The sequence below is a fragment of the Candidatus Methylacidiphilum fumarolicum genome (genome assembly GCF_949774925.1).
In the GTDB taxonomy this organism is placed as follows: Bacteria; Verrucomicrobiota; Verrucomicrobiia; order Methylacidiphilales; family Methylacidiphilaceae; genus Methylacidiphilum; species Methylacidiphilum fumarolicum.
In genome coordinates, this window is the sequence record NZ_OX458932.1 from 1,622,446 (window position 1) to 1,646,922 (window position 24,477).

A 24,477-nucleotide genomic window follows, 5' to 3' on the forward strand; every position below is an offset into this window, starting at 1 on the left:
TGTGACAACGTCAGCTCCTTCTGAGTCTCAACTATTTTCTCAAAGAATAAAAATTCATTCCAAATTTTTTTACAACAAAGGGAAAAAATTCTACCTCCAAGGAGTTAATTATGGCCCCTTTCGACCAAGGGATTCGACAAATTCATATTTTCCTCTAGCTGAAGAAGTCAGAAATGATTTTCTTCTCATGCAGAAGGCGGGAATAAATACGATTAGGACCTATCATTTTCCTCCTAGCTGGTTGTTAGATCTAGCAGAAGAATATGGGCTAAAAATTTTAGTTTCTATTCCTTGGACAGAAAGATACCTCTATTTTTCCGATTCCAAGTCATTTAATGCTTTTAAGCAATGGATACTACAGAAAGTAAAAGAGTATGTGGGACATCAAGCCCTATTAGGTTATTTTGTCGACAACGAACTGCCACCAGACTGTATTCGTTTTTATGGAAGAAAAAAAATTGAAAAACTCATTTCTGATCTGCTTCTCCTTATTAAAAATACTGATGGGGAAGCTCTTGTCAGCTATGCCAATTTTCCCCCAACGGAATACTTCCAACCATATCCTGTAGATTTTTATAGTTTCAATGTTTATTTGCACAACCCCAAAGACTTGGAAGCCTATTTGTACAAACTGCAAAATCTAGCAGGTGAAAAACCGCTCATTCTAAGTGAGTTTGGCATGGATTCCTTAAGGCATGGACAGGACAATCAAGCATGGCTACTTGGAGAACATATTCGGATTGTTTTCCAATCAGGCTTAGCTGGAACGATCATATTCAGCTGGACAGATGAATGGTTTACCGGAGGGATGGAAATAGAAGATTGGGCTTTTGGATTGGTAACCAAAAATCGAGAACCCAAAAAAAGTTATTGGATTATTAGCAAACTTTTCCAAGGACCCCACCTTCCCCTTTGCCAAAGATTTCCTTTGGAACGTACTCCGAAAGTCTCTGTGGTCGTTTGCAGTTACAATGGAGCCAATACTCTTTCTGATTGTCTTTCCTCATTGAGAGCTCTTCAATATCCAGACTATGAAATTATAGTGGTCGACGATGGCTCAACGGATCATACCCAGGAGATACTCAAAAAATTTCCTGAAGTTATTGCCATTCATCAAGCCAACAAAGGGTTAGGAGTCGCCAGAAACGAAGGCATTAAAAGAGCTTCTGGAGAAATTGTTGTTTTTACAGATTCTGACTGTATGGCCGATCCCGATTGGCTATATTTTCTTGTCAAGACACTGCTTGATAAGCAATACGTAGCCTGTGGAGGACCTAACTATTCTCCTATCCCCAAAGGTCTTATACAGGCAATTATATCCCTAGCACCTGGCTCGCCCAGTCATGTACTGCTGACAGATAGTTCTGCAGAACATATTCCTGGCTGTAATATGGCCTTTTGGAAATGGATATTTGAGAAAGTAGGATATTTTGATCCTATTTTTCGAAAAGCTGGAGACGATGTGGATTTTTGCTGGAGAATCTTATTTAATGGATACCAAATCGGATTTAATCCTTCGGCAATCGTTTGGCATTATAGAAGATTTACAATCAAAGAATATCTCAAACAGCAAATAGGTTATGGGGAAGCCGAAGCGCTTCTTCGTTTTAAACATCCCCATTACTTCGGAGCGTTGGGCAGTGCGATCTGGAAGGGGCAAATATATGAACAAAATTTTAATCTTTTCTCTTTGAGAAAATCTTCCATCTATCAAGGTGTTTTTGGAACCGGATTGTTTCAATTTTTATACCCTGGAAAAGAAAATTATTGGGTTACTCTTACAAGAAGTTTCGAGTATATGATGGCTGCTTCTTTTCTTTCTCTGCTTTTTTTTACTATTGAAAAAACTAGATTGTGGTTCTTTCTTCCTTTCCTTCCTTCTCTTTGGTCGGCCTTAAGCTATATTGCCCAACTGAAAGCAGATCCTAAAAAATTGAGATTTACTTCTAAACTTTTGCTTTTTTCCCTTGTCGTTATCCAACCCATTGTTAGGGGCATTACAAGACATAAACGCTGGTTTTTTTCTCGGAAGCTGCCATTAGCTTTTCCAGGGAACAGCACCTCTCTGATCCCTATGATATTCACAATACAGAGGCCTCTTATCCTCTCTTATTGGTCCAAAACAGGCCAAGATAGAATTAGCCTTTTAAAAAAGATTATAGAAAAACTCGATGAAAAAGCTTGCAGATATGCCTTAGATTCTGGTTGGGACAGTTGGGATATTTTTCTCTATGCAGACAACTTCTGGGACTGCCCTCTGCTTAGTCTGACTGAAATCTATCCTCGAAATGAGAGGATTATAAAAATTAAATTGGATGCTAAACCAACATCCCTACACAAATTAATCTTCTTTGTTATGCTGCTTACTACATGCTTTCTATGGGTTGGAGTAGGACAGATTTCGCTTTTGGCTACACTACCTCTGCTAGCCCTTCTTTCTTTTTACTTGAGAATCAAACAAAGAAGGATGTTCATTAAACTTATGGCTTTAATCGATCAAGCTGCCAAAGAAGCCCTTTTGACAAAAATCTAATGAAGAAGGCGACACAACCAACAACGCATCGACTCAAGAAACTTTCTTTTATACCTGCTCTTTTTGATTCCTTTGCCATTTATAAGCATACGTTGCCTTACTATCAACCTTTCATTCCAAAACTCCTTCTCTGCGCATTTTTGATTATTCTTTCTGTGGGGCTGAATATACTAAGACCTTGGCCAGTGAAATGGCTCATTGACGACGTGCTGCTAAAAACCATCAATCACCTCCCCCATGGTTATAAGCACAATCTTATGACCACTGCTTTTATTGGCTGCGCAGCCTTATTTCTAATTTATTTGATCCATAGCCAATTAACCCTTCTAATCAACTCTTTACTCTATCGCATAGGGCTATCGGCCCTTCTGAAATTAAGAACTGATACTTTCTCCATCCTTCAATATCTTCCATTGCGTTTCCACGAATCGACCAAAAGTGGGGACATAGTCTATCGAATTGCCTATGACAGCCAATCAATACTGACCATGTTGATCAGGGGATTTAGCACTATCTTTAGTTCTTCTCTCCTTCTCATCGGTACATTATTTGTGATGCTGAAGCTTAATCTATATCTAGCCACAACAGCCCTGGGCATCGCACCTTTGTTATGGGCAATTATCTCAGCCAATACTGCTAAAATCAGGGAAAAAAGTACCCGAGTCCAAGAACAGGAAAGTAATCTTTTGGCAGAGACCTCAGAAAGAATTTCTTCGATGCGGTTGATTCAAGCTTTCTCTAAAGAAGAAGAATCGATCGCATCTTTTGAAAAAGCCGCTTGGAACAGTCTGAACGCCAACTTTGAATACCTGCAGACTAGCAATCTCTCTTCCCTTCTTATAACAATGACCACAGCCTTCGGAACAGCCCTGATCCTTTTCATAGGGACGAATGAAGTCTGGAAAGGAAGATTATCTATTGGGCAATTATGGATTTTTCTAAGTTATCTGGCTTCCTTATACCAACCGATGGAACAGCTCAGTTACACCTCTTGGGCTTTGGAAAGTGCCACAAGTAGTATGAAAAGAATTTTCGAACTCTTTGAGATTCCTAATGAAGTTTCAGAGCCTTCTAATGGAATCGTTTTGAAGTCCCCACAAGGTAAAATAGAATTTAGAAACGTCTCTTTCGAGTATCATCCAGGAAAGCCTGTTCTCAAAAATATAAGTTTCACTATCAATCCTGGAGAACGCGTTGCTATTGTAGGTCCCACAGGATCCGGAAAAACAACCATTCTTTCCTTACTCTGTAGGTTTTATGATCCTATCGAAGGCGCGATCACTATCGACGGTATCGACCTACGAAGCCTTACCAAAAAATCATTACGCCAACATATTTCTCTAGTCTTACAAGATACCATTCTATTCAATACGACCGTCGAAGAAAACATCAAATTCGGAAAAGAGGGATCGAGTCACGATCAAATCATCCAGGCAGCAAAAGAAGCTTCAGTCGATTCATTCATTACCCAACTGCCTAAGGGATATGATACGATTGTAGGAGAAAAAGGGGCACTTCTCAGTGGGGGACAAAGACAAAGAATAGGTTTAGCCAGAGCTTTTTTAAGAAATTCTCCAATCCTTCTTTTAGACGAACCAACCAGCTCCTTAGATTTAAAAACGGAATTAGAACTTATGTCTTCTTTACTACACCTTATGAAAAATAAGACCACCCTCTTCGTTACCCATAGGCTACACATCATTCATTCTTGGGAACGCATTCTTGTGATAGTGGATGGGAAAATCTGCGAAGAAGGAAGCGGTAAAGAACTATTAAACAAAAAAGGGGTCTTCTATCACCTGTGGAAAGCGGGCAATTTTTTCTCACCTTCTACTGATCTCAAACCTCTTTGACTATTTTCCCTAAAGCCTCAAAACTATAACCAGGTAACAAGGCTAAATCATCTTTAAGATCCCCAGATTTGAGAAAATCCAGAAATTTTTCTACCGCAGGCTGCAAAATTAAGTCATGAGGTATAGCTAACCAAAATTCCATCTCATAGAGAGGAACAAAATCCAAGGAAGTAATTTCCGCACAAGCCCTCGAACTTAAACCAACATCGGCAAATCCATACCCAACAGCCTTTGCAACATCCAAAGCAGTAGGTAGCTCGATAGGATATCCGTTAATTTGATGGGGTTGGATCCCCGCTTTGTTTAGCAAGCTATCAAGCAATATTCTGGTTCCAGAGCCATCTTCTCTATTGACAAAACGAATATTTTTTCTAAGGAGATCTTCTACTTGCCGAATGTTCAACGGATTGCCAGGTTTAACCACGAACCCTTCTTCCCACTTACTAAAAGCAAAAATCAAGCCTCCTGTCTTGGCCAATGCTTCGGTACCACTTGCGATATTGTTTTTTGGATGCTCCTTAGGAAAATGGAAACCACCAACATGAGCAAATCCCAATTGCAGAGAACTTAAAGCTTTAAGACTTGGTTGTCTAAACCACCATAGCTTAAAGTCAGAATACCTAGCAAGACGACTGGAGAGCATTCCAAGAGCGGGATCACACCCAACCAAAAAAATTTGTTTTTCTATTTCTGAATATGGGCAAAGAAGTCTCAGTTGTCGACAATTCCCTTCAGAACTTGCACGAAAAGCATTCGCTTCAACATACCCAAGATTTAACTCTAGACTGGCAGAAGGCCATGCAATCTTCTTTCCTCTCACCTCTCCCACAACCAATCTGTCCGGACTTTTTTCAGCGTACGTATTTTGCTGATCGACCCCAACAATGCAATCGGCATCTATAAAATCCGGGCTATAAGGAAAAAGAAACTCGACACTTTTCCCTAAAACTCGAGCCAACCTAAGAGCAACGGCCGTATTAGGTACATAGCGCCCATTTTCCATCGCATGAATGGTTTGGCGACTTACTCCAATTTTTGAAGCAAGTTCCTTTTGGGATAGGCCTTTGCCAATCCTTGTCAACCGAAGAGGATTATTAATGAGAGAATCTTTTAAAGCCATTTTTCTATGCATGCGCCAGGAGTTAGTTTTTAAATTTTAATAGAGATCCCTTTTCTTAAAAAAGCAGGCAGATCCAAATTAACTCCTTTATGGACCGTTTTATAGCCTTTGGTAAAAATACCAGTAGAAATACTCTCTTTTTGAAGACCATCGGCAGGTTGTGTAGAGTTTTTATCATCGGCAAGGTCGGTATCGGTCCTTTCGAGTTGTTTTTCTACCTCGGTTTCAATAAACTTTTCTCCAGCAGCATTACCAATAAGAACAACCCCCTCCTCTCTAGCACCCGTATCTTCTCTAATAATACTCAAATAGAAACGGTCGAACAAGCTTTCTTCGGCCTTAAAAAGGCTTCGTAGATCTTCCTCAGTTTTCGTAGGAGAAAGAAAAAAACAAACCCAGGCCACCTTCTTATTCTGTTCTATATCGACATCCCTAGCCGGCTGCAAATAAGGTTGTATCTTATCCGGTAGTTTCTCTACACCTCGTAAGGAAAAACTATAAAAGTCTTCGACAAAGAGAAGGGAAGGAAAATTGATGCTATCAAAAGGAGCTTCTTCTGTAGCCGCTTGGGTTAAGCGGTACCAACAGGAAATGATTGAGCTTACTTTTTTATTAAGATTTCTATACACCCGAAAGGGATCGTCTGCTGGACCAAAAACTCCCTTTGCTTTTTCGTTAGAGAAAAAAATGAACTGATGAGGAAATTCTAAAAGTTCTTGCACTGTTTTTCTTGCAGTATCTCGACGCAAAAAGGCCTCAGAATGAAACGGAAGAAAAGCTATAGAACTGAGAGTTTTGACTCTTTCGGCGGCTTTTTTAGAAAAAAATTGGAGCCCTGCGCTGCCCATAGCCCCTCCAAGCCCAGATAAAACTAACAAATGCTCACAGTCCTCCAATATCTGTTCAATTCTCGGTTCTTCTTCCTCAAAAATCTTCAATGCCAATTCCAAATCCCCACAAGTTCCTAACCCCTTTGTCGCCTCTTTGCCAAGTAGCATTCTTCTTTCAGCAAGGCTTCCTTCTACAGTCGAAAAATCAGCATCCAAGGCATATAAGAGCCCACTAGGCTCTTCAGCTAAGATCCATTCGTCCAGTAAGTTAATCCCTGCTCTCCCTATCCCAACAACGACATTTTTCGTCAAAAGAACCCTTCCTTTTGTAGTGTAAATAAAATTGTAATCAATTTAAAAATTTGATATTTCCTAAAAATCGCAAGAGTGAAGAACGCATTTTTCCAAACGGTCCTTCTTTTAGACTCTCCATTTCGAATATCCGCCCATATCTGAGTAAGCCTAAAACGGTATACAGATCCGGCCTATCGAGATAGGATTGATCTCCTTCAAAAGGCAGCGGTTCAGCCAATTTAACAGGATAGTTAAAGATTTTTTGAGCTAGCTCTTCTACTCCATCGATCTTGCTCCCTCCACCAGTCAAGTAGATGGTACCTGTAAAATGAGGCCAAAAAGATTGCATTTCCAAATCCTCTTTAATAATTTCAAAAATTTCTTCTTGCCGGGCTCTCATAATTTTTACAATTGCGTTATAAGACACCAACCTTTCTTCGGGAAGAGGATGATTGCTTGTTGTCAGTCTCTTTTTAATGGATTCAGAGCCTAACTTAAAAGAACCAAAATGTTTCTTTATTTCTTCTGCTTGAGGAAATGGAATTCTTAAAGCCAGAGCTAAATCATTGGTTAAATGATCTTGTCCTACCCCGATCACTCCAGAGTGAACAATAATGCCTCCATGATAAACGATATAGTCGGTTAGCCCTGCTCCTAGGTCAATAACGATCGCTCCATGCATTTTCTGACTCCGTGTGAGCACCGCTTGAGCTGTTGCAAAGATACTCAGACAGTAATTGCGAATATCAATAGAAAGCTCTTTTACGCACCGGACAGTCGTTTGAAGCCTCGTAGCAATGCCTGAAATGAGATGATACTCCGCCGTCAACTTCTTTGAAAAAAGGCCGATAGGATTTTCCGTCAGTGTTCCATCATCTAAAGAATAGGTTTTCAATAAGTCATGTAAAAGGATTTGTCCAGTCGGCAAAGCCTGCTGTCTGACCAAAGACCTGAGTTCCATTAAGTGCTTTTGATCGATGCGATCTCCTTCTTCTCCAAGGCTAATAACCACTTTAGAATTGAACGATCGGATATGGGCTCCACTAATGGCAAGATAAACTTCTTCGATCGCAACATTGGTTTTTGTTTCAGCTTCTACAATAGCATCATGTACCGATTTTTGAGCTAGCTCGAAATCAACGATTTCCCCCTTTCTAACATTGAGCGAAGGGCTCTCAGCAATACCCAATAAGTAGAGCTCGCCACCTTCCCTTAGTTCAGCCACCGCACAAGCAATTTTGCTTGTCCCTATTTCAAGCCCAACAAGAATTGGCCATTCTTTCTTCCAAAACATTCTCGTTTCCTAATAAAACAAACTTTATAAATTACTGAAATATCACTGGTATATTTTGCTCCGGGGTCAGATCGACCATGGAAATTTTACGGCCATGGCTCTGAGAAAAAGAATAAATTTTTTGCAGTCTTTGTACCTGTTCATTCAAATGATCGATCCGGAAAGTAAGCCGGACTCCATCTCTCGTAAGGAGACCGATTGAAAGTGGCCTTGATACATCGATAGTTTGAGGATCAAAGGCGAAGTGTAAAGAAGAATTTTCTAATATACGAAGCAAATTGAGGGCAGCAGAAACCTCCGGTTCTTCTATTCTTTTTTTCCCTTCAATCAATTTCAAAGGAACTCCCACCATTTCTGGCAAAGAAAGAAGATCCTCTCTGTTTTCTGTTACAAACGGATAGCCTTTTTCATCAAGACAATATTTCCTATTCTCTTTAGATTTCACAGCCAATCTCACAACAGGTTTTCTTTCCCAAATCCTTATTAGGACGCGATCGGGAAGATCCCTCCTGACAAGGGCTTTATCTACTTCTTGAATGGAACAAACTTTCGAATAGATATCCTTCAATGACAGGTTAAAGATATTATCTCCAACATGCACATTTGAAGCACGGATGACCTCATCTTTTGATATTCGCCCGCTCCCGATCAACTCAACATCAATGCGTCTAAGCTGATAGCCGTAACACGCTAATAGATTGTTTTTAAAATAATCCCAGCTTTTGAATCCCCCGACAGTTCCAATCACAAACAATCCGATATATAACAACGCTCTTAATAAAAGAGAAAATTTAATCCTTTTTTTAGGTACACTTTCTTTGCCTTCGACGTGCAAAAACTCCATTGGAACTTTCTTGAGTCGATTCTTTTTTCTCTTTTTTGGTCTGTTTGTTACCCTCATATCATGCTCCTTGGAAAGATTTGCCTTCTGGCGCTTTGCGTTTTTTAGATCCTGACACCAAAAGACTCTCTGGCTCGCCATTTGAAGAAAGAAAGTTCTACAATCTTTTCACAAAGTTCTGCAAAATTGAGCCCAGCTGCTTTTGCAGCCATTGGGAACAGACTGGTTTCAGTCATTCCAGGGATTGTATTTATTTCTAAAACCCAAGGAACCCCGTTTTCTGACAAAATGATATCGACTCTTCCATAAATAGAGCAGCCCAGGACATGAAAAGCATCCAGAGCTGTTTTCTGCACCGCCTCCACTTGACTCTTTGTCAACAAAGCCGGACAAATGTATTCTGAAGCTCCCTTAGTATACTTATTTTGGTAGTCATAAAACCCCTTTTTGGGTTTAATTTCCACAATAGGAAGCGCTTGGTTATCTAAAATCGCCACCGTCAATTCTCTTCCCTTGATAAGCGTTTCAGCTATCACGACATGATCAAATTGCTTTGATTTTCTGACCGCTTCCTCAAAATCCTCCATAGCATAGACAAACTCAACCCCAATGCTTGAACCCTGCCTTGATGGTTTTATGACATAGGGAGGCCCAAAAGGGACTTTTTTTTCTTCACCCACAACAAAAAAAGGTGGCGTAGGAATCCCTCCTTGGACAAAAAGTTTCTTACTCCAAACCTTATCAAAAGCCTTTTCACTGGATGCAGCATCGCTGCCAGTAAAAGGAATTCCTCGACGCATTAAGAGTCTTTGTATTTGTCCGTCTTCTCCAAAGGTCCCATGAATACACAAAAAGCAGATCTCCGTTGATTCAGGCAGTTCGAACTTTTCATTGATTACATCGACTGATGTCAGCTCATAACCCAGAGAAAAAAGCGCACTTTCAACTGCCGAAGCTGTCTTCAGAGAAATTTGTCTTTCTTCGGAGGGACCTCCTTTCAAAATAGTTATATGTCTAGGCAATTCTTCCTTCATTGTTCTTCTCCCAAAATGACGACTTCTGTTTCTAGCACGATGCCCCTTTTCTCAAAAGCCTCCCTTTGAATCAAGCTAATAAGATCCAATATGTCTTTTGCCGTAGCCCCTCCCTCATTGATAATGAAATTACCATGTTCTTCCGATACCCTTGCTTTGCCTACTGCCTTATTTTTTAAACCTAATTCGTCAATTAATTTCCCAGCTGGAATGCTATTTGGATTTTTAAAAATACAGCCTGCACTAGAACCTGCAGGTTGACTTTCTACCCGTTTCATTGAAAACTCTTTTAATTCCCTTGCGATAGCATCACTATCCATCGGCTTAGCCACAAGTTGAGCTGAAAGAGCAATGTGATTCTCAAAAAAAGGGACTTTTCGATAACAAACTTCCAGTTCTTGCCGATCAATCTCTCCAATATTCCCTTCCATATCCATAAAGCGGATTCTTTTGACCACATCCATGGTCGATCCACCCATAGCTCCTGCATTCATTCTTAAGGCGCCCCCTAAGCTACCAGGTATGCCTTCCATAAAGGAAAGGCCCCCAAGCCCATGCTTTTTAGCTTCATAAACTATATTCCGCAATTTGACCCCGCATCCTGCAAAAATCAAATGACCTTCAAAACGGATATCACAGAAATTGGGGTGGGCTAAATGGATGCAAAGACCTTTGATGCCACCATCACGAACAAGAAGGTTCGTTCCCTTGCCAATCCACACCACAGGCAAAGCCTGTTCTTTAGCAAATTGTAAAAGCAAGGCAAGATCGGCCTCTGTTGCTGGCTCTGCCCAGATTTCAGCAGGCCCTCCAACCCTCAAAGTCGTATGTCTACTTAATGGTTCATTCATCAAAAGCTTTGCGTCAGCCGACAATTTACTTTTAAGGTGATCAATCATACGCAGATACTCGGTTAATTTTTCCGCTGTTTTATAAATATCTCCTGCCCCCATAGTTACTATAGTGTCTCCAGGTTGCAAGATGGAGATTGTTTTATGGATCAGTCTCTTTTCATCAGGTTCAAAAAAAACCGCTGGATGGCCCTGTTCTCTAATGGCTCTAGCTATTGCTGCTCCATCAACCCCATTAGAGGTCTCTCCAGCTGAGAAGATCTCAGTTACGACAACGACATCGGCTTGAGAAAAAGATTTTGAAAAAAGGGCTTGCATCTTTTGAACTCGGCTATACCTATGAGGTTGGAATAGAGCAACCGTTCTTCTTCCACGCCCTTTTGCCGAACTTAACGTCGTTTTGATCTCTGTCGGATGATGGGCATAATCATCGATGAGTTCGAAATAATTGCCTTTAAATTTCAATTCAAACCTTCTTCTTATTCCTTGGAAGTTCCCAAGGGCACAAGCGGCTCTCAAAGGAGAAACTCCAAGGGTCGTTGTCAGCGATAAAGCAGCAAGAGCATTTTGCACGTTTTGAATACCCGGAATTGCCAAGGAAATTTCACATAACCATTCCTCCCCTTTATAGAAATGGTGTCCAGAAGTGCTTGTTGAAGCCTTCATCCAAAATGCCGCTGCTCTTTCTCTTAAACTATAATTGATGGCTCCCTGTTTTCTCCACTCTGCGATGAGTTGGCAATGAGGGTCATCTTGATTATAGACCACTGTATCGGTGGTTTTGGCAACCATTTCTCTAAAAGTCAAAACGATAGAATGAATATCCGCATAATAATTGAGATGCTCTTCCTCAATATTTAAAACAACCAGCGCATGCGGAGAAAAATACAAAAAACTGCCATCGCTTTCATCTCCCTCAATGACCATATATTCTCCAGGACTCCACCGCGCACTCTCTCTAAGAGAAATCGTTTCAGCTCCTAAATAAAAGGAAGGATTTAGTCCACATTCCTGGAGGATCCAAGCAATCATGGCAGAGGTCGTACTTTTTCCATGCATTCCACTAACAAGAATGACTTTTTTTTCGGCAGCTAAAAGAGAAAGCAAAAAGGCTCTTTTGACAAGCGGTATGCCAAATTTTCGGCAAGCCTCCAATTCAGGGTTGGCTAAGGGTATTGCTGAAGAATAACACACTAGATCAGCAGCTAATACCTGAGATTGGTCATGAGTTGGATAAAACTCCAATCCATGGGCTATTAGTTTTTGCGCTTTTTCAGTCGGTTCGTGGTCCGAACCACTGACTTTGTAGCCTCTTGCAAGCAACAGTAGAGCCAGCGGGGCCATCCCGCTGCCACAAACCCCTAATAAATGAATTTTCGAGCGGTTGTTCTTGAGGATGTTTTGAACTAGTTCTCTTTCTTTAGCAGACATCGTTCGATTATCTCCACTATTTTATCAGTTGCATCAGCCTTGAAGAGAGCATGAGCAGCTGCCCCCATCTCCTTGGCAAGTTGGCTGCTGTTAAGGATTAAGTCTATGGCTTCTTTTAAAGACTGCGGCGTCGTTTTCGATTCTTCAAATACAAAAGCCGCTTTTTCTTTTGCCAAAACCCTCGCATTTTTGGTCTGATGATCATGAGCCGCATAGGGATAAGGAATAAGGATGCTTGGTAGACCAAAAGCGCAGATCTCTGTTAAAGTCATCGCTCCAGCTCTACTGATAACCAAATCAGCTAAACTATAGTAAAGATTCATCCTATGCGAAAAGGGCTCCACCACGACTCGATACCCGTAGGAGCTATAAGCCTTCAAACAGTCTTCATAGTCGTTTGGCCCAGTCAAATGTATAAATTGAATAGTTTCTTTTTGCTCAATCCATAGCGGTAATAACTGAAGCATTAGACGATTAATGCCACTAGCCCCTTGACTGCCTCCAAAAATAAATAACGTTTTACGGCTTGGCTCAAGCCCCGTTCTTTGGCAAGCTTCATTCCTGGGTAGCCGACAGAGTTCCTTGCGAATTGGTATGCCTGTGAATATTTTTTTATCTGGAGTCAGGGGAATTTCACATTCTTCCATCCCTAAGAGCACGAAATCAGCACGTTTAAAGAAAAGCTGCGTCACAAGGCCTGGAACAGCATTGGCCTCATGGACAAGCAATGGCAACTTTCTTTTTGCTCCCATAAAAAGGGGCAACGCACTGATAAAACCACCAAAAGCTAAAATCAAATCAGGCTTAAAAGACAAAAAGATCGACCGACACTTTTTATATCCATCAAAAAGTTTTATAGAAAAAGAGATAATTTTACTTGAAAACAATCCTGGCCATCCTGCCACAGGGAGTGAGTCCCAAGCAATATTTTTTTTGTTTTTTATCGCTTCCCTATCGACCGTTTTGTCTGATAGGATAAGTAGAGGATGATGCCCCTTTTCTATTAGCTTTTCGGCTACGGCAATTCCTGGAAATAGATGGCCTCCTGTTCCTCCGCAAGGAATGAGAATATGGAACGGTTTCATAATCCTTAGAGATTGATAGAGCGTTGCGCCCCTTTCTCTTCTACTTTAATATGAAATTCCGGAGGCCTTTGTCGATGTATGTTCAATAGCACGCCTACGGACATAAGGCAAAAAACAAGATTCGATCCTCCATAACTAATGAAAGGTAAAGGAAAGCCTTTATTCGGAAGCAAGCCAGTCACTACGCCTAAATTTGCAAGTGTCTGAATACCTATCAACGAAGTCAGACTTGTACCAATCATTAACCCCTCTTTATCCGGAGCAAAAAGAGAAATCCATCCAGCAGTTAAAATAAAACTTAGATAAAGTCCAACGATAAGTAGGGTTGCCCAAAGACCCAGTTCTTCACCAATGATGGGAAAAATAAAATCGGTTGTTGACTCTGGCAAATAAAACATCTTCTGACGACTGTTTCCTAACCCAAGTCCGCTGATACCCCCAGAACCTAAAGCAATCAATGATTGCCAAACCTGATAAGACTTACCTTCTTTATCTTGATCCATCGCCAAAAAAGCCAAAAGTCGAGATCTTCTTTCTGGCATTAACAAGGCAACGATAAGAACAAAAAGGATACCCGAGCCTAAGATAGGAAGGATCCATTTCAAGGAAATACCCCCCAAGTACAAAAATAGGACAAAAACCATAAAGTAGAGAAGACTCGATCCAAGATCTCCAGAAATTATTAACAGACTAACAAAAAGTCCCATTGTCACAAAAGCCGTAAAAAAGGGAGATACAAAAAAAAGGACTTTCTTTTTGGCATCTGACAGGATGCGAGCAAAAAAAAGGGAGATAAAAATTTTTGAAAATTCTGAAGGCTCTACATTGAACCCACCTACCGAAATCCATCGGGACGAACCATGAACTTTATGTCCGATTCCAGGAACAAAACAGAGAATGAGAAGAAAAAAGCCAAAGATCAAAAGCCAATTAGAAAGTTGTAGGAGTTTGTGATAATCAATCAGGCTAAAAATCAAGCAGCTGAAGAGCCCAATAGCAATCCAAAGGAATTGACGCAACATTAAACTAGAAATCTGACTTTCTTTTCCCAATACAAATTTCCCGGAAGCACTAAAGAGGGCCACAATGCCAATAGAAAGTAAAGTTAAAGCAATGGCGACTAGTAAATAACCAGAAAATTGATTGATTTTCTTTGTTTTTTGGTGAAACAGATCAAATTCTTGCATCAGAAAAACTAGAGCTTATTGTGGTGGTGCGTTTTGCAGGGAACTGGAACCAGGAGATGGAGAAGAACTATCTTTTTCTTTTGGATTAGGAATGACTAATTCCTGTCCTATCTTTAACTTCGTAGGATCCTTGATTGCATTGGCATCCACGATGTCTTTCACAGAAAGATGAAACTTACGCGCTATTTTCCAAAGGCTGTCCCCCTGTCGAACGGCATAGATCCTTTTGCCATCAGCTTCTTTAAGAAGCATAGATTCTTCAGCCATTTCTTCTTCTGCCATGGGAATCCTTATTTTTTGGCCCGGGACAAGTGTATCCCCTAGGGAGGGATTATACTTTTTAAGCTCATAAACACTGACTTTATAATGCCTAGCAATACTCAAAAGACTCTCTCCTTCCTTGACTATATGAACGGATCTTTCCCTTGTGTGCGGACTGACTTGTGGCTGCTGTGGGACTTGCAAATTTTGAGGTTCTGACTCCGGATTTTCCGATTGCATTTTTTGCTGTGAGGGAGGCTGAAAATTCAAATTTTGGGATCCTCCTGTATGCTGACTTAATACTTTTCCTTTGGAATGAAGCAGATAATAGACGGCCACCGAACCGATTACTAAAAGATGAATTCCCAGAACCAAAATCAAAACAGCAATGACCTTTAGGCCAAAAGATGGCTTCGAAGCTTTGCTTTTTTTTTCTTCCATATTTTCTAAAGTTCCAACTCATTATATATCGACTTTCACCCAAAATCTTATCTAATTTTTAGACTTGATAAGGCAAGCAGTCCAAAAAGCAAACTGAGGATCCAAAACCTTACGGTTACAGCAGTTTCACTCCATCCTTTTAGTTCAAAATGATGGTGGAGAGGAGCCATTGCAAAAATCCTTTTGCCCGTAAGTTTGTAGGAAGCCACTTGTAAAATAACGGAAAGAGCTTCGATCACAAATATTCCCCCCGCAATGACAAGGAGAAGTTCTTGGCCGATTATGATCGCCACTACCCCGAGAGCACTCCCTATAGCCAAAGAGCCTGTATCCCCCATAAACACCGCTGCTGGATAGCAATTATACCAAAGAAAGCCCATACAAGCACCAATGAGAGCTGAACAAAAAATAGTCAATTCTCCGACTCCTTTGACATAAGGAATAAGAAGATAGCTGCTCATATCAGCCCTTCCAGACACATAAGAAAAGACGGCATAGACAAAAGCAACGCCAATAGAACAGCCTGTTGCTAGACCATCTAATCCATCTGTCAGATTTACTGCATTGGAGCTTCCCATAACAACGAGAATAAAAAAAGGAATGGCTAGCCATCCAATATCAATAGCGTTCAACTCTTTTAAAAATGGAATGGTCAACCTTTGGGCATGCTTACATGTTTCCGGATCAGAAAAGAGAACCACTCCGACGATCGCTCCGATTAACCCTTGGGCAGCCAGTTTGACTTTACCAGAAATGCCATAATGTTTTTTTTGAACCACTTTCCTAAAATCATCAAGAAAACCAACCGCTCCCATAAAAAGCATACTTAGAAGGGTAAGCCAAAAAAACTTGTTTTGCGGAATAACCCAAAGCAAGCAGCTAAAGCTTACTGCAAACAATATGAGTAGTCCTCCCATCGTGGGCGTCCCCGACTTGGTCTCATGAAGGGCTGCAAGATCCCGGACCACTTCCTTACCTCGAATGGGCTGACCAGCCTTTAATCTTTTTAAAAGCCGAATCATTGGCTTTCCCAATAACCAAGAAAAAACCAAGGCAGTTATGGCTGCTCCCATAGCCCGAAAAGTGATGTACTTAAAGACGTTTAATATCCCAAGATGAGCAGAATAGAGATGAAGATAATAAAGCATGATTTTAAAGCTAAACAGAAAGAAGTTTTTCGACGATCCTGTCAAGTTTTAAAAATCTCGATCCTTTAATAAGCAGTGTGAGCTTGCAGTTCAAATGCTTTTGCAACTGAAAACAAGCTTCTTCCTGGTCCTCTGTCCCCAATACTGCATTAAGCGGGAAACCAGCATCCTTAACTCCTTCCACCATATCTTTCCAATGAGGTCCAATAAAAACAATAAAAGAAAGGGGCAAGCTACCAGCAAACACCCCAAGTTTGTAATGGAGAGCTTTTGCATGCTCTCCTAACTCTCCCATAGAACCTAGTACAGCAATTTTCTCCGATTCAAAAGGAAATTCAGTAAGAGCCCTTAAGGCGCTCATAGTCGACTGAAGATTAGCATTGTAACTATCATCAATGAGATAACCCATTCTAATGGGATGCACCGTAAGTCTACCAAGAGGAAAAACCGTTTTTTCAAGCCCCAAAGCAATTTCTTTAGAGGAAAGAGAGGACAAAAAACCAACAGCCGCAGCAAAGAGAGCATTTTTTGCCATTTCTCTGGAAACGGTCGCAAGAGAAACTTCAAAGCTTTCTCCACGACGAGAAATTCCACAGCGAATACCCTTTAGAGTCAACCAAATCTGATCCAGCCAACACAGTGAATTTTCTTGGTTCCCTACCCAAATAACTTGTCCAGCACTACGAACGCTCAACCGTTTGGACCATTCGTCATCCTCCATTAGAATCGAAAATCCTTTAGGAGAAACAAAAGTCAACAAATCCGTTTTTTCCCATCCAATCGCTTCCACAGAACCGAAATTGCCCACATGCGCACTGCCAATGTTGGTGATAATGGCTATATCAGGTGCAACAATTCGACTAAGGGAAGCAATTTCTCCACAATGATTAGTTCCCAGTTCAAAGACCCCATATTCAGTTGTATGATCCATTTGCAATATAGAAAGAGGGAGTCCTATTTGATTATTTAGATTTCCAGAAGTAGAAACAGTTTTGTATTTTACGCGCAATACACTGGAAATCATCTCCTTAGTGCTAGTCTTTCCATTGCTACCCGTAATGGCTATAATCTTTGCGTGTAGTTGTTTTCTGTAAAAGAAGGCCAATTGCTGCAATGCCTCAAGCGTATTTTTTACCCGAATAACAGGAATCGATAGAGGAATAGACAAAGGAAGCTCACGATCAACTATAGCAGCAACAGCCCCTTTCTGAGCTGCCGTGGCTACATAATCCAACCCATCATATTTTTCTCCCTTCAAAGCCAGAAAACAGTCTCCTTCTTTGACTGTCCTAGAATCAGTGCTGATCGAACCAACCATGACCGATCCTTTTCCCCCAATGACCCTCCCTTGAGTCCATTCCGCAATTTGTTCAACTGAAAGCTGCTCCATTCTTATTTCGGCCCCACAACCCCAACCAATCCGAATGGTGATTGCAGTAAAAATAGCCGCCTCGTTGCTCCTTAACCTTTTCTATAACTACTATGATGCTCTTTCAAGAATTTAATGTGTATCCACCTTTCCATGGCTGCCACCTAGACATTCTCCACGACCTGAAGTCTGTACCTGGCCATTGCAGTAACGCTGCCACCCAAACTTAGGTAGAAAGAGGTGGCTACTTTTATTCAATCCAAACAGCAGAAATGATAAGTGACTAATCCGTTCCGTCAGATTTGCTCATTTCTGCTCATCAGCCAAAACAAATCTGATTTCTTGCTTCCTCGAGGCCAGTTTCACACCGCCTTCTTGTGGCGACGACGGCCAGAGCTTTCCTTTCCCCATACTTCACATCTGACAGCACTTGCCATAGAGCCGCCAATACTGCCAAGCCATACCCCAGGTGATTGCTGGTCGCATTCACCTCCCAGTCCTGGAGGCTTCCACAGTCCAGGCAGGTCCACAGGCGAACAGTCAGCGGTATTTTCTTCTGACCCTTCCCACCAAGCCAAAGAGGTATTGCTGGACGCAAACCAGCGATCGGTCACCCCCATCAACCCAACACACCATTCCGCCTTGTATTCTAGTTGCCGCCAGAACTCGAAAACACTCCCGTCGGCAATGGACCGAGCCAGGGGATGGCTTTTCAGTATCCTTCGCCCATTCAACTCTTTGATGACAATCGAATGAAACCGTCGGGTGAGGTTGGACGTGAACTGGCGACAGGCGTCCTGCCGGATATTGGTGATGCAGGCGTGAAGGCTGGACATCTTGGCTATTACTTTTTTCGCATTCTCTGTCGCCGGCAACCGTGTGCTTTTGGGAATCGGAGCATTGTCCGCTAACCCGAGCTCTCTAGTCAGGGGAAAACAGTCAGGCCCGCCTGTCTTGCGGTACTTCGGGTACTTTGCGCGTCCTGCCCAGAAGTTCTTGCAGGCGACTCCCAACTGCCCAATTGCCATCTGTGATGCGTTTTTGGTGACTTCGAGCATACAGGGGAATTGCTCGCGTTTCATGGCGTTGAGCTGGTGACGGAAGGAAGGCTGCGAGAGCTTGGGCAGGCAGGTGCTTGGCTTTCCCCCCCCCCGCATAAAGTCTCTACCACTTGGTCAGCACCCAGTTGTATCTGAACCGTGTGGTCCCCGCTGCCTTGGCGAAGGAGGTGACCTAAATACTGTGTGAGACCAGCGCGATTATGTAGCGATGATCCCGACTGAGATTCCTCCACAGCTTTTTTGACATCATCCAATAGCTTCTGGTTCTTGCGCAAGCGACTCCCCCGCATAGCCAAGCGCTAAACATTGCAATGATTTCCAACACGCCCTTGGCCCAATCTTCCTCGAAGGTCGTCTCTTTGTCTTGGTTGAGAAGGACCACTTCCACGTTTTTCGCCCTGTAGGTGGCAAATACCAGTTCTGTACCAAAGCACAACAGCCGGTTCTTGTGGAAGACGACCAGCCACTTAATCTTGCCACTGATGCCAGCATCGAGCAGCCGCTTGAGACCCCTCGTGTGAGATTTCATGCCAGACCCTACGTTCGCGATGGCCTCAAACGTTCAGCCCTGGCAGGCACAGAACAGCTCAAGCATCTGTTTCTGCCCTTCCAGCTCGTCCTTCTAATCGGGGCTGGAAACACGGGCATAGGCAATGGCACGCCAGTTAGCTTCGGCTTCGGCACGGAATAGCTCTGGGGCAACCGCACAAGAGCGTAGCGCTGGCGCCCGCCCGCCGTGCGGGCTTGCGGCAAAAGCTTGCCCTCGCGTTCCCATCACCGCAGCGTTGGGACAAAACCCCTCAGGAACTCGAGCGGCCTTTTGAAGGCTGACCATCTTACGCGACAGGTTCAAGCTATGCATTGCTGAGCAACAAAGTGCCAGTATTATGGAAACTGTTCAAGCCCTTAACGACAAACATTCTCTAACCACAAGCCTATCATCAAAAGGATAAAATACTCCACCCATCTCTTGATATGTTTCATGACCTTTACCTGCAACACATACAATATCCCCTGGATTAGCTACCTGAATTGCTTTTCGGATCGCTTCCTTTCGATCCACTATCCAATAGATCTTTTTAGAACTATCAACTCCTCTTTTCATGTCCTCAAAGATTCTTTCTGGTGATTCACTTCTTGGATTATCAGATGTAAAAATAACTAAATCCGCATAATCAGAAGCGACTTTAGCCATCTTTGGTCTTTTGGTTCTATCCCTATCACCACCACAACCAACCACAAGAATAATCCGCCCAGAAGACTGAATTTCCCGAAGTGTCAAAACTACTTTCAGTAAAGCATCTTCACTGTGGGCATAATCGACGACGGCCAAAAGCCCATCTTTAGCATAAAATCTTTCCATTCTACCGGGAACTCCAGGAAAAGATTCTAAGGCGCGTATGGTTGGGTCCAACGGTATCCCTAACAGAAGTGTTCCTCCAATGGAAAGCAAGAGGTTTTCAACGTTGAATCGACCTAAGAGAGGACTGTTTAGTTGATACAACTGCCCCTCCCACTCTGCCAAAATAACTGTTAGCAACCGGTCATATTTGATGAATCTTGCTTTAAGTTTGGCTGTCGGTTTGCCTTGGACACTAACAGTAATCATATTCACTTTACCCTTTAACTTTTCAGCAAGATCACTCCACTGCGGATCATCGATATTCAAAACCACTCCCCCTTCTCCCTCTCTCCCAGCCCGAATATAAGAAATAAACTTTTCTTTACTCTGCCTGTAAGCCTCCATGGTGAGGTGGTAATCAAGATGATCCTGTGTAAGATTTGTAAAAATACCAATCCGAAATTCAGTGCCTTCCACTCTTCCCTGCTCAAGGGCATGACTTGATACTTCCATAACAGCTGCCTGGCAATTAGCCTTAAGCATTTGAAAGAAAAGCTGCTGCAAATCGCTTCCTTCAGGCGAAGTACGGCTTGCAGGGATTCGATCAACTGTCGTATCGTAGTAGATTGTACCAATAAGCCCAGTTTTCCAGCCTTGGGTTTCTAATAGATGCTTCATTAAAAAAGAAGTTGTCGTTTTCCCATTAGTCCCCGTGATTCCAATAACGGGAAAATGACTGGAAGGATACCCATAAAAAACACTCGCTACTTTTCCTAGTACTCTTCTAGGATCCTTCACCTGAATAAAGGTCGTTTGTTTTGATGTTTGCCAAGCAGGCATTTCGGAACAAATGACCCCCCTTGCACCTCTTCCTATGGCCTCTTCAATATAACGATGTCCATCGGTCTTCTGTCCTTTCCAAGCAAAAAAAAGGGATCCTTCTACGACTTTTCTTGAGTCATACACTATATTATTTATTTCCCAATCGATCGATCCCTTAATTGCAAGAGGCTGCAAATCAGACAAAACATCTGAAAGTTTCATGATTCAAATTAGGTTGCGATAAAAGGCAATAAAGTATCTTTCCACTAAAAAGCAACAACCCTAAAGAAGACTCCATTTTATTTTTCTTGAGAAAAGACCCTTGCAATCCCCCGAAGATGGTAAAAAACTGCCTTTGTTCTTCTTTTCAAAAGAAGAACAATAATACAGCCAAGATGCAGGGCTAATCTTTGGATTTTTGTCATAAAAAGGGAAAAACTACACAAGATCTTCTCAGCCTTCGCTTTTCGTTCCATAAAGGATCGATCTACTTTTCAGTTTCGATACGAATCGCCTGGGCAGGGACACACTTGGGAGTCAAATTAAGGGCTTGTGCGATTTCAGAGCCAATATAACTAAAAGCGGGAGCTGCAACCGAGGCTGCATAATATTGCGTACCATGCGGTTCATCAACCATGATCATTAGTACAAATTCAGGATCTTCGGCAGGAAGAAACCCAATAAAAGAAGAAATGTATTTTCCCTTTACATAGTTACCATGCACCACTTTTTGAGCAGTCCCCGTTTTGCCTGCGACAGTAAAACCCATAATCGCTGCCTTAGCCCCTGTTCCTTTTGGAGAAACCACAGATACAAGGGCAGAAGTCACCAATTTCGCTGTTCTTTCCGAGATCACTCTTCTAATGATAACAGGAGAAAAACTTCGGATAATTTTTCCCTGTGGATTCCTAATGTCTTTGATGATCATTGGTTTGACTAAATAGCCATGATTAGCGATAGCAGCCATTGCCCGAATCATCTGAATGGGTGTCACAGCTATTTCCTGTCCCATTGGAATTCGTGTTATCGAAAGTTTTGACCACAGCCTTGGAGGATAAAGAATGCCTGGAGATTCTCCCTGCCCAAGCAACATTCCAGTTGGCTCTCCAAAGCCAAATGCCCTTGCATAATGGTAGAGTCTGTTTTCTCCTAATTCCAAGCCCATTTTGGCAAAACCGATGTTACTTGATTTCATGACTACTTCCCGAACGCTAAGCATTCCATAGGGATGACTGTCATGAAGGGTTTTTCCCCCATAAAAAAAAGCACCATTTTCACAGTTGATGGTACTGTTATCTAAACTAAATATTTTTTCTTCGAGGATTCCTGAAAGAGTGACGATTTTAAAAATCGATCCTGGTTCTACAGGATCGGTAAGATTTTTATTTTTTAGAAAAGCAATGTTCCATTTTTCTCTTCTGTTTGGATCAAAAGAAGGTCTTTGAGCCATCGCTAAGATTTCTCCCGTTTTAGGATTCATGACTATGGCCATAATCCCATTGGGCAAAAACTCCTTTTCAACCCTATCGATGCCTTCTTCGACAATGTGCTGAATCACGCTATCAAGCGTCAAACTAACGTTACATCCATCCACAGGTTTTACTTCCAATCCTCTGTATGCAGCAATTTCTTTCCCAAAAACGTCTCTTTCTATCCACTTTTCTCCAGGGGTCCCTTCCAACCATTCATTCATTGCTTTTTCCACCCCCGCCGCTCCCTTACCATTCTCATCCAAATACCCAATCAGCGGGGCCGCTTCCCTTCCACAGGGATAAATGCGGCTATAGTCCTCCTCAAAAGTCAAAAAATGTTCTGCAGGAAGTTTTTTTTTCTTCCATTGCCTCAATTTTTCTTTTTCGAAGGCCTCCAGTGTCTGCACTTTTTCTTCTGAAAGACCCTTAGCTAAAAGATAAGACCGGTCCATCCGCCGGAAGTTCTGCAGGAGGCTATTTTTTTCTAGACCAAGAAACTCTTCGAGTTCTTGTATGGTGATGGCTGGTTCCTGAACATTCATCCCATCCAATCGCACTTTATAAGTCAAAAAACTTTGGGCCAAGGGCACATTTTTACAGTCGACTATGTAGCCCCTTTTGGGGGGAAGCACCTTGCGAACCGTATGAACCGTGGTCGCAAGTTCCAAATACTTTTCGTGTTCAAAAAGCTGAATTTGCAACAAGCGTAGGGATATCACCGTAAACCCAAGGCTTAAAAAAGCAAAAACAATCAATGCCCTGGATCTCGCCCCGTCTTTCGGAAGATTATTTTTCTTGGGCTCTACAGGCTGAAACAAAAGACTATTCATTGCCTGCGAAAAAGTCAATTGGTGCAGACTCTTCCATCATGATTACTTCAAGCTCAGACATTTTGACTAATCCAATTTTCCACTCCTTCAACCTGTTCTCCAATTCTTGAGGCGAGCTGCCTTTAGCAAGCATCGCTTCCAGTCGACTGTTTTTCCTTTTCATATCCGCAAGCTCCTCTTCTTGAATCTTTAGTTCATCGGAGATACGAAGCACCCTATTCTTCAAATAAAGGAATTCGATCCCACCAAACATGGTAATAAAGACAGCCATTATCCAAACGAACATCATGGACAATTTGATCGAATGACGGTCTTTCAGTCGATTTTTCATACATCCTCCCTTTTCATTTTTTTACGAGTTAACTTGATGAATGGTTACCTTTCCTCTTCCGAACAGATTTTCCAGCCGATCCGTAGCCTCGCACTTCTTGCCCTTGGATTGTTTCTGCTCTCTTCTCTAGAAACCAAACGACGCTCTATTCTATAAAAAAAAACCTCCCGCTCTTTCTCCCCTTCCGGCGCATGTCTCCCTTTGGGCAGACAATGATCCTGGAAAAATCTTTTCACAAGCCTATCCTCTCCTGAATGAAAGCTGATCACAGCTAACCTTCCTCCTTCATTTAAAAGTCTTGCGCCTTCTTCAAGCCCTTTTTGAAGATGTTCAAGCTCTTCATTGACAGCCATTCTTAAAGCAAGAAATGGGCGAGTAGCAACATGCCCTTTTGCCTTTGATAGGCGAGCTTTTAAAATAATTTCTAAAAAATCTTTGACCCGAAGAATAGGCCGGATCGATCGAAATCGTTCCACCTCTTCCGCAAGCCTTTGACTTTCTTTTGGCTTGCAGCTTACTGAAAAAAGCCTTATCAACAGCTCTTTGCTTAAGTTGTTTAACAAAAAGGCAGCTGTTTTTTCTTTCGAACTATCCATTCTCATGTCCAAAGGAGCTTCAGGAAATTGAAAACTGAACCCTCTTTGTGGATCTTTCAATTGTCCTATAGAAACCCCAAGATCCAACAACACTCCATCGACCCAATCCCAACCGATTTGAGAGCAAGCTACCGCCATTTCCGAAAAATTCTTTCGGAAAAAGTAAAAATGATACCCTTTTTCTCTTAACAACCCCGCTCGTTGCTGAGCTTGTTCATCCATATCCATCGCCAAGACCTTGCATCTTCTTTCCAGAAGCGCGGTCGTGTGCCCCCCATACCCAAAAGTACCATCGATCCATTTTTCATTTTCTTGCGGCTGGCATAGCTCCAAAAACTCCTTGAGCATGACTGGAACATGGAGCAATAGGCCTTCCTCTCTTTTCTCTTCCATGCCACCTTTTTCTTTTCATAAATTTTAAGTTCTGCAACCCATTCTCATTCTTTTTTCC

General features: G+C 42.0%; 19 protein-coding genes and 1 pseudogene. 2 read left to right on the forward strand and 18 right to left on the reverse strand.

Annotated elements, in window-relative coordinates; translation table 11 throughout:
- Position 1 precedes the first annotated feature (1 nt).
- On the forward strand, positions 2–2,533 hold the full coding sequence (locus QOL44_RS07450; protein ID WP_045086868.1) for a glycosyltransferase: 2,532 nt from the start codon (positions 2–4) through the stop codon (positions 2,531–2,533).
- On the forward strand, positions 2,533–4,386 hold the full coding sequence (locus QOL44_RS07455) for an ABC transporter ATP-binding protein (protein WP_009058441.1): 1,854 nt from the start codon (positions 2,533–2,535) through the stop codon (positions 4,384–4,386). Before QOL44_RS07450 ends, QOL44_RS07455 begins: the two co-directional genes overlap by 1 nt.
- Here QOL44_RS07455 and QOL44_RS07460 read toward each other — a convergent pair.
- The 18 genes and pseudogenes from QOL44_RS07460 to rsmH form a co-directional block, all read right to left on the reverse strand.
- Entirely contained in the window at positions 4,373–5,518 is a 1,146-nt protein-coding gene (locus QOL44_RS07460) for a substrate-binding domain-containing protein (protein ID WP_009058439.1), read from the reverse strand. The two genes, QOL44_RS07455 and QOL44_RS07460, sit on opposite strands and share 14 nt — an antisense overlap.
- A 17-nt stretch (positions 5,519–5,535) precedes the next feature.
- Positions 5,536–6,648 (reverse strand): FtsZ/tubulin family protein, encoded by a 1,113-nt coding sequence (locus QOL44_RS07465; protein ID WP_009058438.1) that lies wholly within the window; start codon positions 6,646–6,648, stop codon positions 5,536–5,538.
- A 37-nt stretch (positions 6,649–6,685) separates the two neighbouring features.
- A complete protein-coding gene (gene ftsA, locus QOL44_RS07470) occupies positions 6,686–7,924 on the reverse strand; it encodes a cell division protein FtsA (RefSeq protein ID WP_009058436.1) in 1,239 nt (412 codons plus the stop codon).
- 31 nt (positions 7,925–7,955) lie between these two features.
- Positions 7,956–8,906: a cell division protein FtsQ/DivIB gene (locus QOL44_RS07475; RefSeq protein ID WP_244235731.1), complete on the reverse strand. Its 951-nt coding sequence runs from the start codon at positions 8,904–8,906 to the stop codon at positions 7,956–7,958.
- Positions 8,870–9,799, reverse strand: a complete 930-nt coding sequence (locus QOL44_RS07480) for a D-alanine--D-alanine ligase (protein WP_009058434.1) — start codon at positions 9,797–9,799, stop codon at positions 8,870–8,872. Before QOL44_RS07480 ends, QOL44_RS07475 begins: the two co-directional genes overlap by 37 nt.
- Positions 9,796–12,081, reverse strand: coding sequence for a UDP-N-acetylmuramate--L-alanine ligase (murC, locus tag QOL44_RS07485; RefSeq protein ID WP_009058433.1), 2,286 nt, complete (start codon positions 12,079–12,081; stop codon positions 9,796–9,798). Before murC ends, QOL44_RS07480 begins: the two co-directional genes overlap by 4 nt.
- Entirely contained in the window at positions 12,057–13,166 is a 1,110-nt protein-coding gene (murG, locus tag QOL44_RS07490) for an undecaprenyldiphospho-muramoylpentapeptide beta-N-acetylglucosaminyltransferase (RefSeq protein WP_009058432.1), read from the reverse strand. The genes murC and murG overlap by 25 nt, the downstream gene beginning before the upstream one ends.
- A 5-nt stretch (positions 13,167–13,171) precedes the next feature.
- Positions 13,172–14,353 carry an FtsW/RodA/SpoVE family cell cycle protein gene (locus QOL44_RS07495; RefSeq protein WP_009058431.1) on the reverse strand — a complete coding sequence of 394 codons (1,182 nt, stop codon included), beginning with the start codon at positions 14,351–14,353 and terminating at the stop codon, positions 13,172–13,174.
- Positions 14,354–14,368: 15 nt separating this feature from the next.
- Entirely contained in the window at positions 14,369–15,055 is a 687-nt protein-coding gene (locus QOL44_RS07500; protein WP_009058430.1) for a LysM peptidoglycan-binding domain-containing protein, read from the reverse strand.
- Positions 15,056–15,102: 47 nt separating this feature from the next.
- Positions 15,103–16,203 carry a phospho-N-acetylmuramoyl-pentapeptide-transferase gene (mraY, locus tag QOL44_RS07505; protein ID WP_009058429.1) on the reverse strand — a complete coding sequence of 367 codons (1,101 nt, stop codon included), beginning with the start codon at positions 16,201–16,203 and terminating at the stop codon, positions 15,103–15,105.
- A 10-nt stretch (positions 16,204–16,213) separates the two neighbouring features.
- The gene (locus QOL44_RS07510) at positions 16,214–17,593 is read right to left on the reverse strand and encodes a UDP-N-acetylmuramoyl-tripeptide--D-alanyl-D-alanine ligase (RefSeq protein ID WP_009058428.1); all 1,380 of its coding nucleotides are present in this window, start codon (positions 17,591–17,593) and stop codon (positions 16,214–16,216) included.
- 341 nt (positions 17,594–17,934) lie between these two features.
- Positions 17,935–18,306 carry a hypothetical protein gene (locus QOL44_RS07515; protein ID WP_134391481.1) on the reverse strand — a complete coding sequence of 124 codons (372 nt, stop codon included), beginning with the start codon at positions 18,304–18,306 and terminating at the stop codon, positions 17,935–17,937.
- Between the two features lie 548 nt (positions 18,307–18,854).
- A pseudogene (locus QOL44_RS11435) lies at positions 18,855–19,407 on the reverse strand (IS607 family transposase); the annotation flags it as partial.
- A 124-nt stretch (positions 19,408–19,531) separates the two neighbouring features.
- A complete protein-coding gene (locus QOL44_RS07525; RefSeq protein WP_009058417.1) occupies positions 19,532–21,019 on the reverse strand; it encodes a UDP-N-acetylmuramoyl-L-alanyl-D-glutamate--2,6-diaminopimelate ligase in 1,488 nt (495 codons plus the stop codon).
- Positions 21,020–21,096: 77 nt separating this feature from the next.
- A complete protein-coding gene (locus QOL44_RS07530) occupies positions 21,097–21,273 on the reverse strand; it encodes a hypothetical protein (protein ID WP_153300091.1) in 177 nt (58 codons plus the stop codon).
- Positions 21,274–21,284: 11 nt separating this feature from the next.
- Positions 21,285–23,099, reverse strand: a complete 1,815-nt coding sequence (locus tag QOL44_RS07535; RefSeq protein ID WP_009058415.1) for a peptidoglycan D,D-transpeptidase FtsI family protein — start codon at positions 23,097–23,099, stop codon at positions 21,285–21,287.
- A complete protein-coding gene (locus QOL44_RS07540; protein ID WP_009058413.1) occupies positions 23,092–23,430 on the reverse strand; it encodes a hypothetical protein in 339 nt (112 codons plus the stop codon). The genes QOL44_RS07535 and QOL44_RS07540 overlap by 8 nt, the downstream gene beginning before the upstream one ends.
- A gap of 44 nt (positions 23,431–23,474) precedes the next feature.
- Positions 23,475–24,419, reverse strand: a complete 945-nt coding sequence (gene rsmH, locus QOL44_RS07545; RefSeq protein ID WP_009058411.1) for a 16S rRNA (cytosine(1402)-N(4))-methyltransferase RsmH — start codon at positions 24,417–24,419, stop codon at positions 23,475–23,477.
- Between the last annotated feature and the right edge of the window lie 58 nt (positions 24,420–24,477).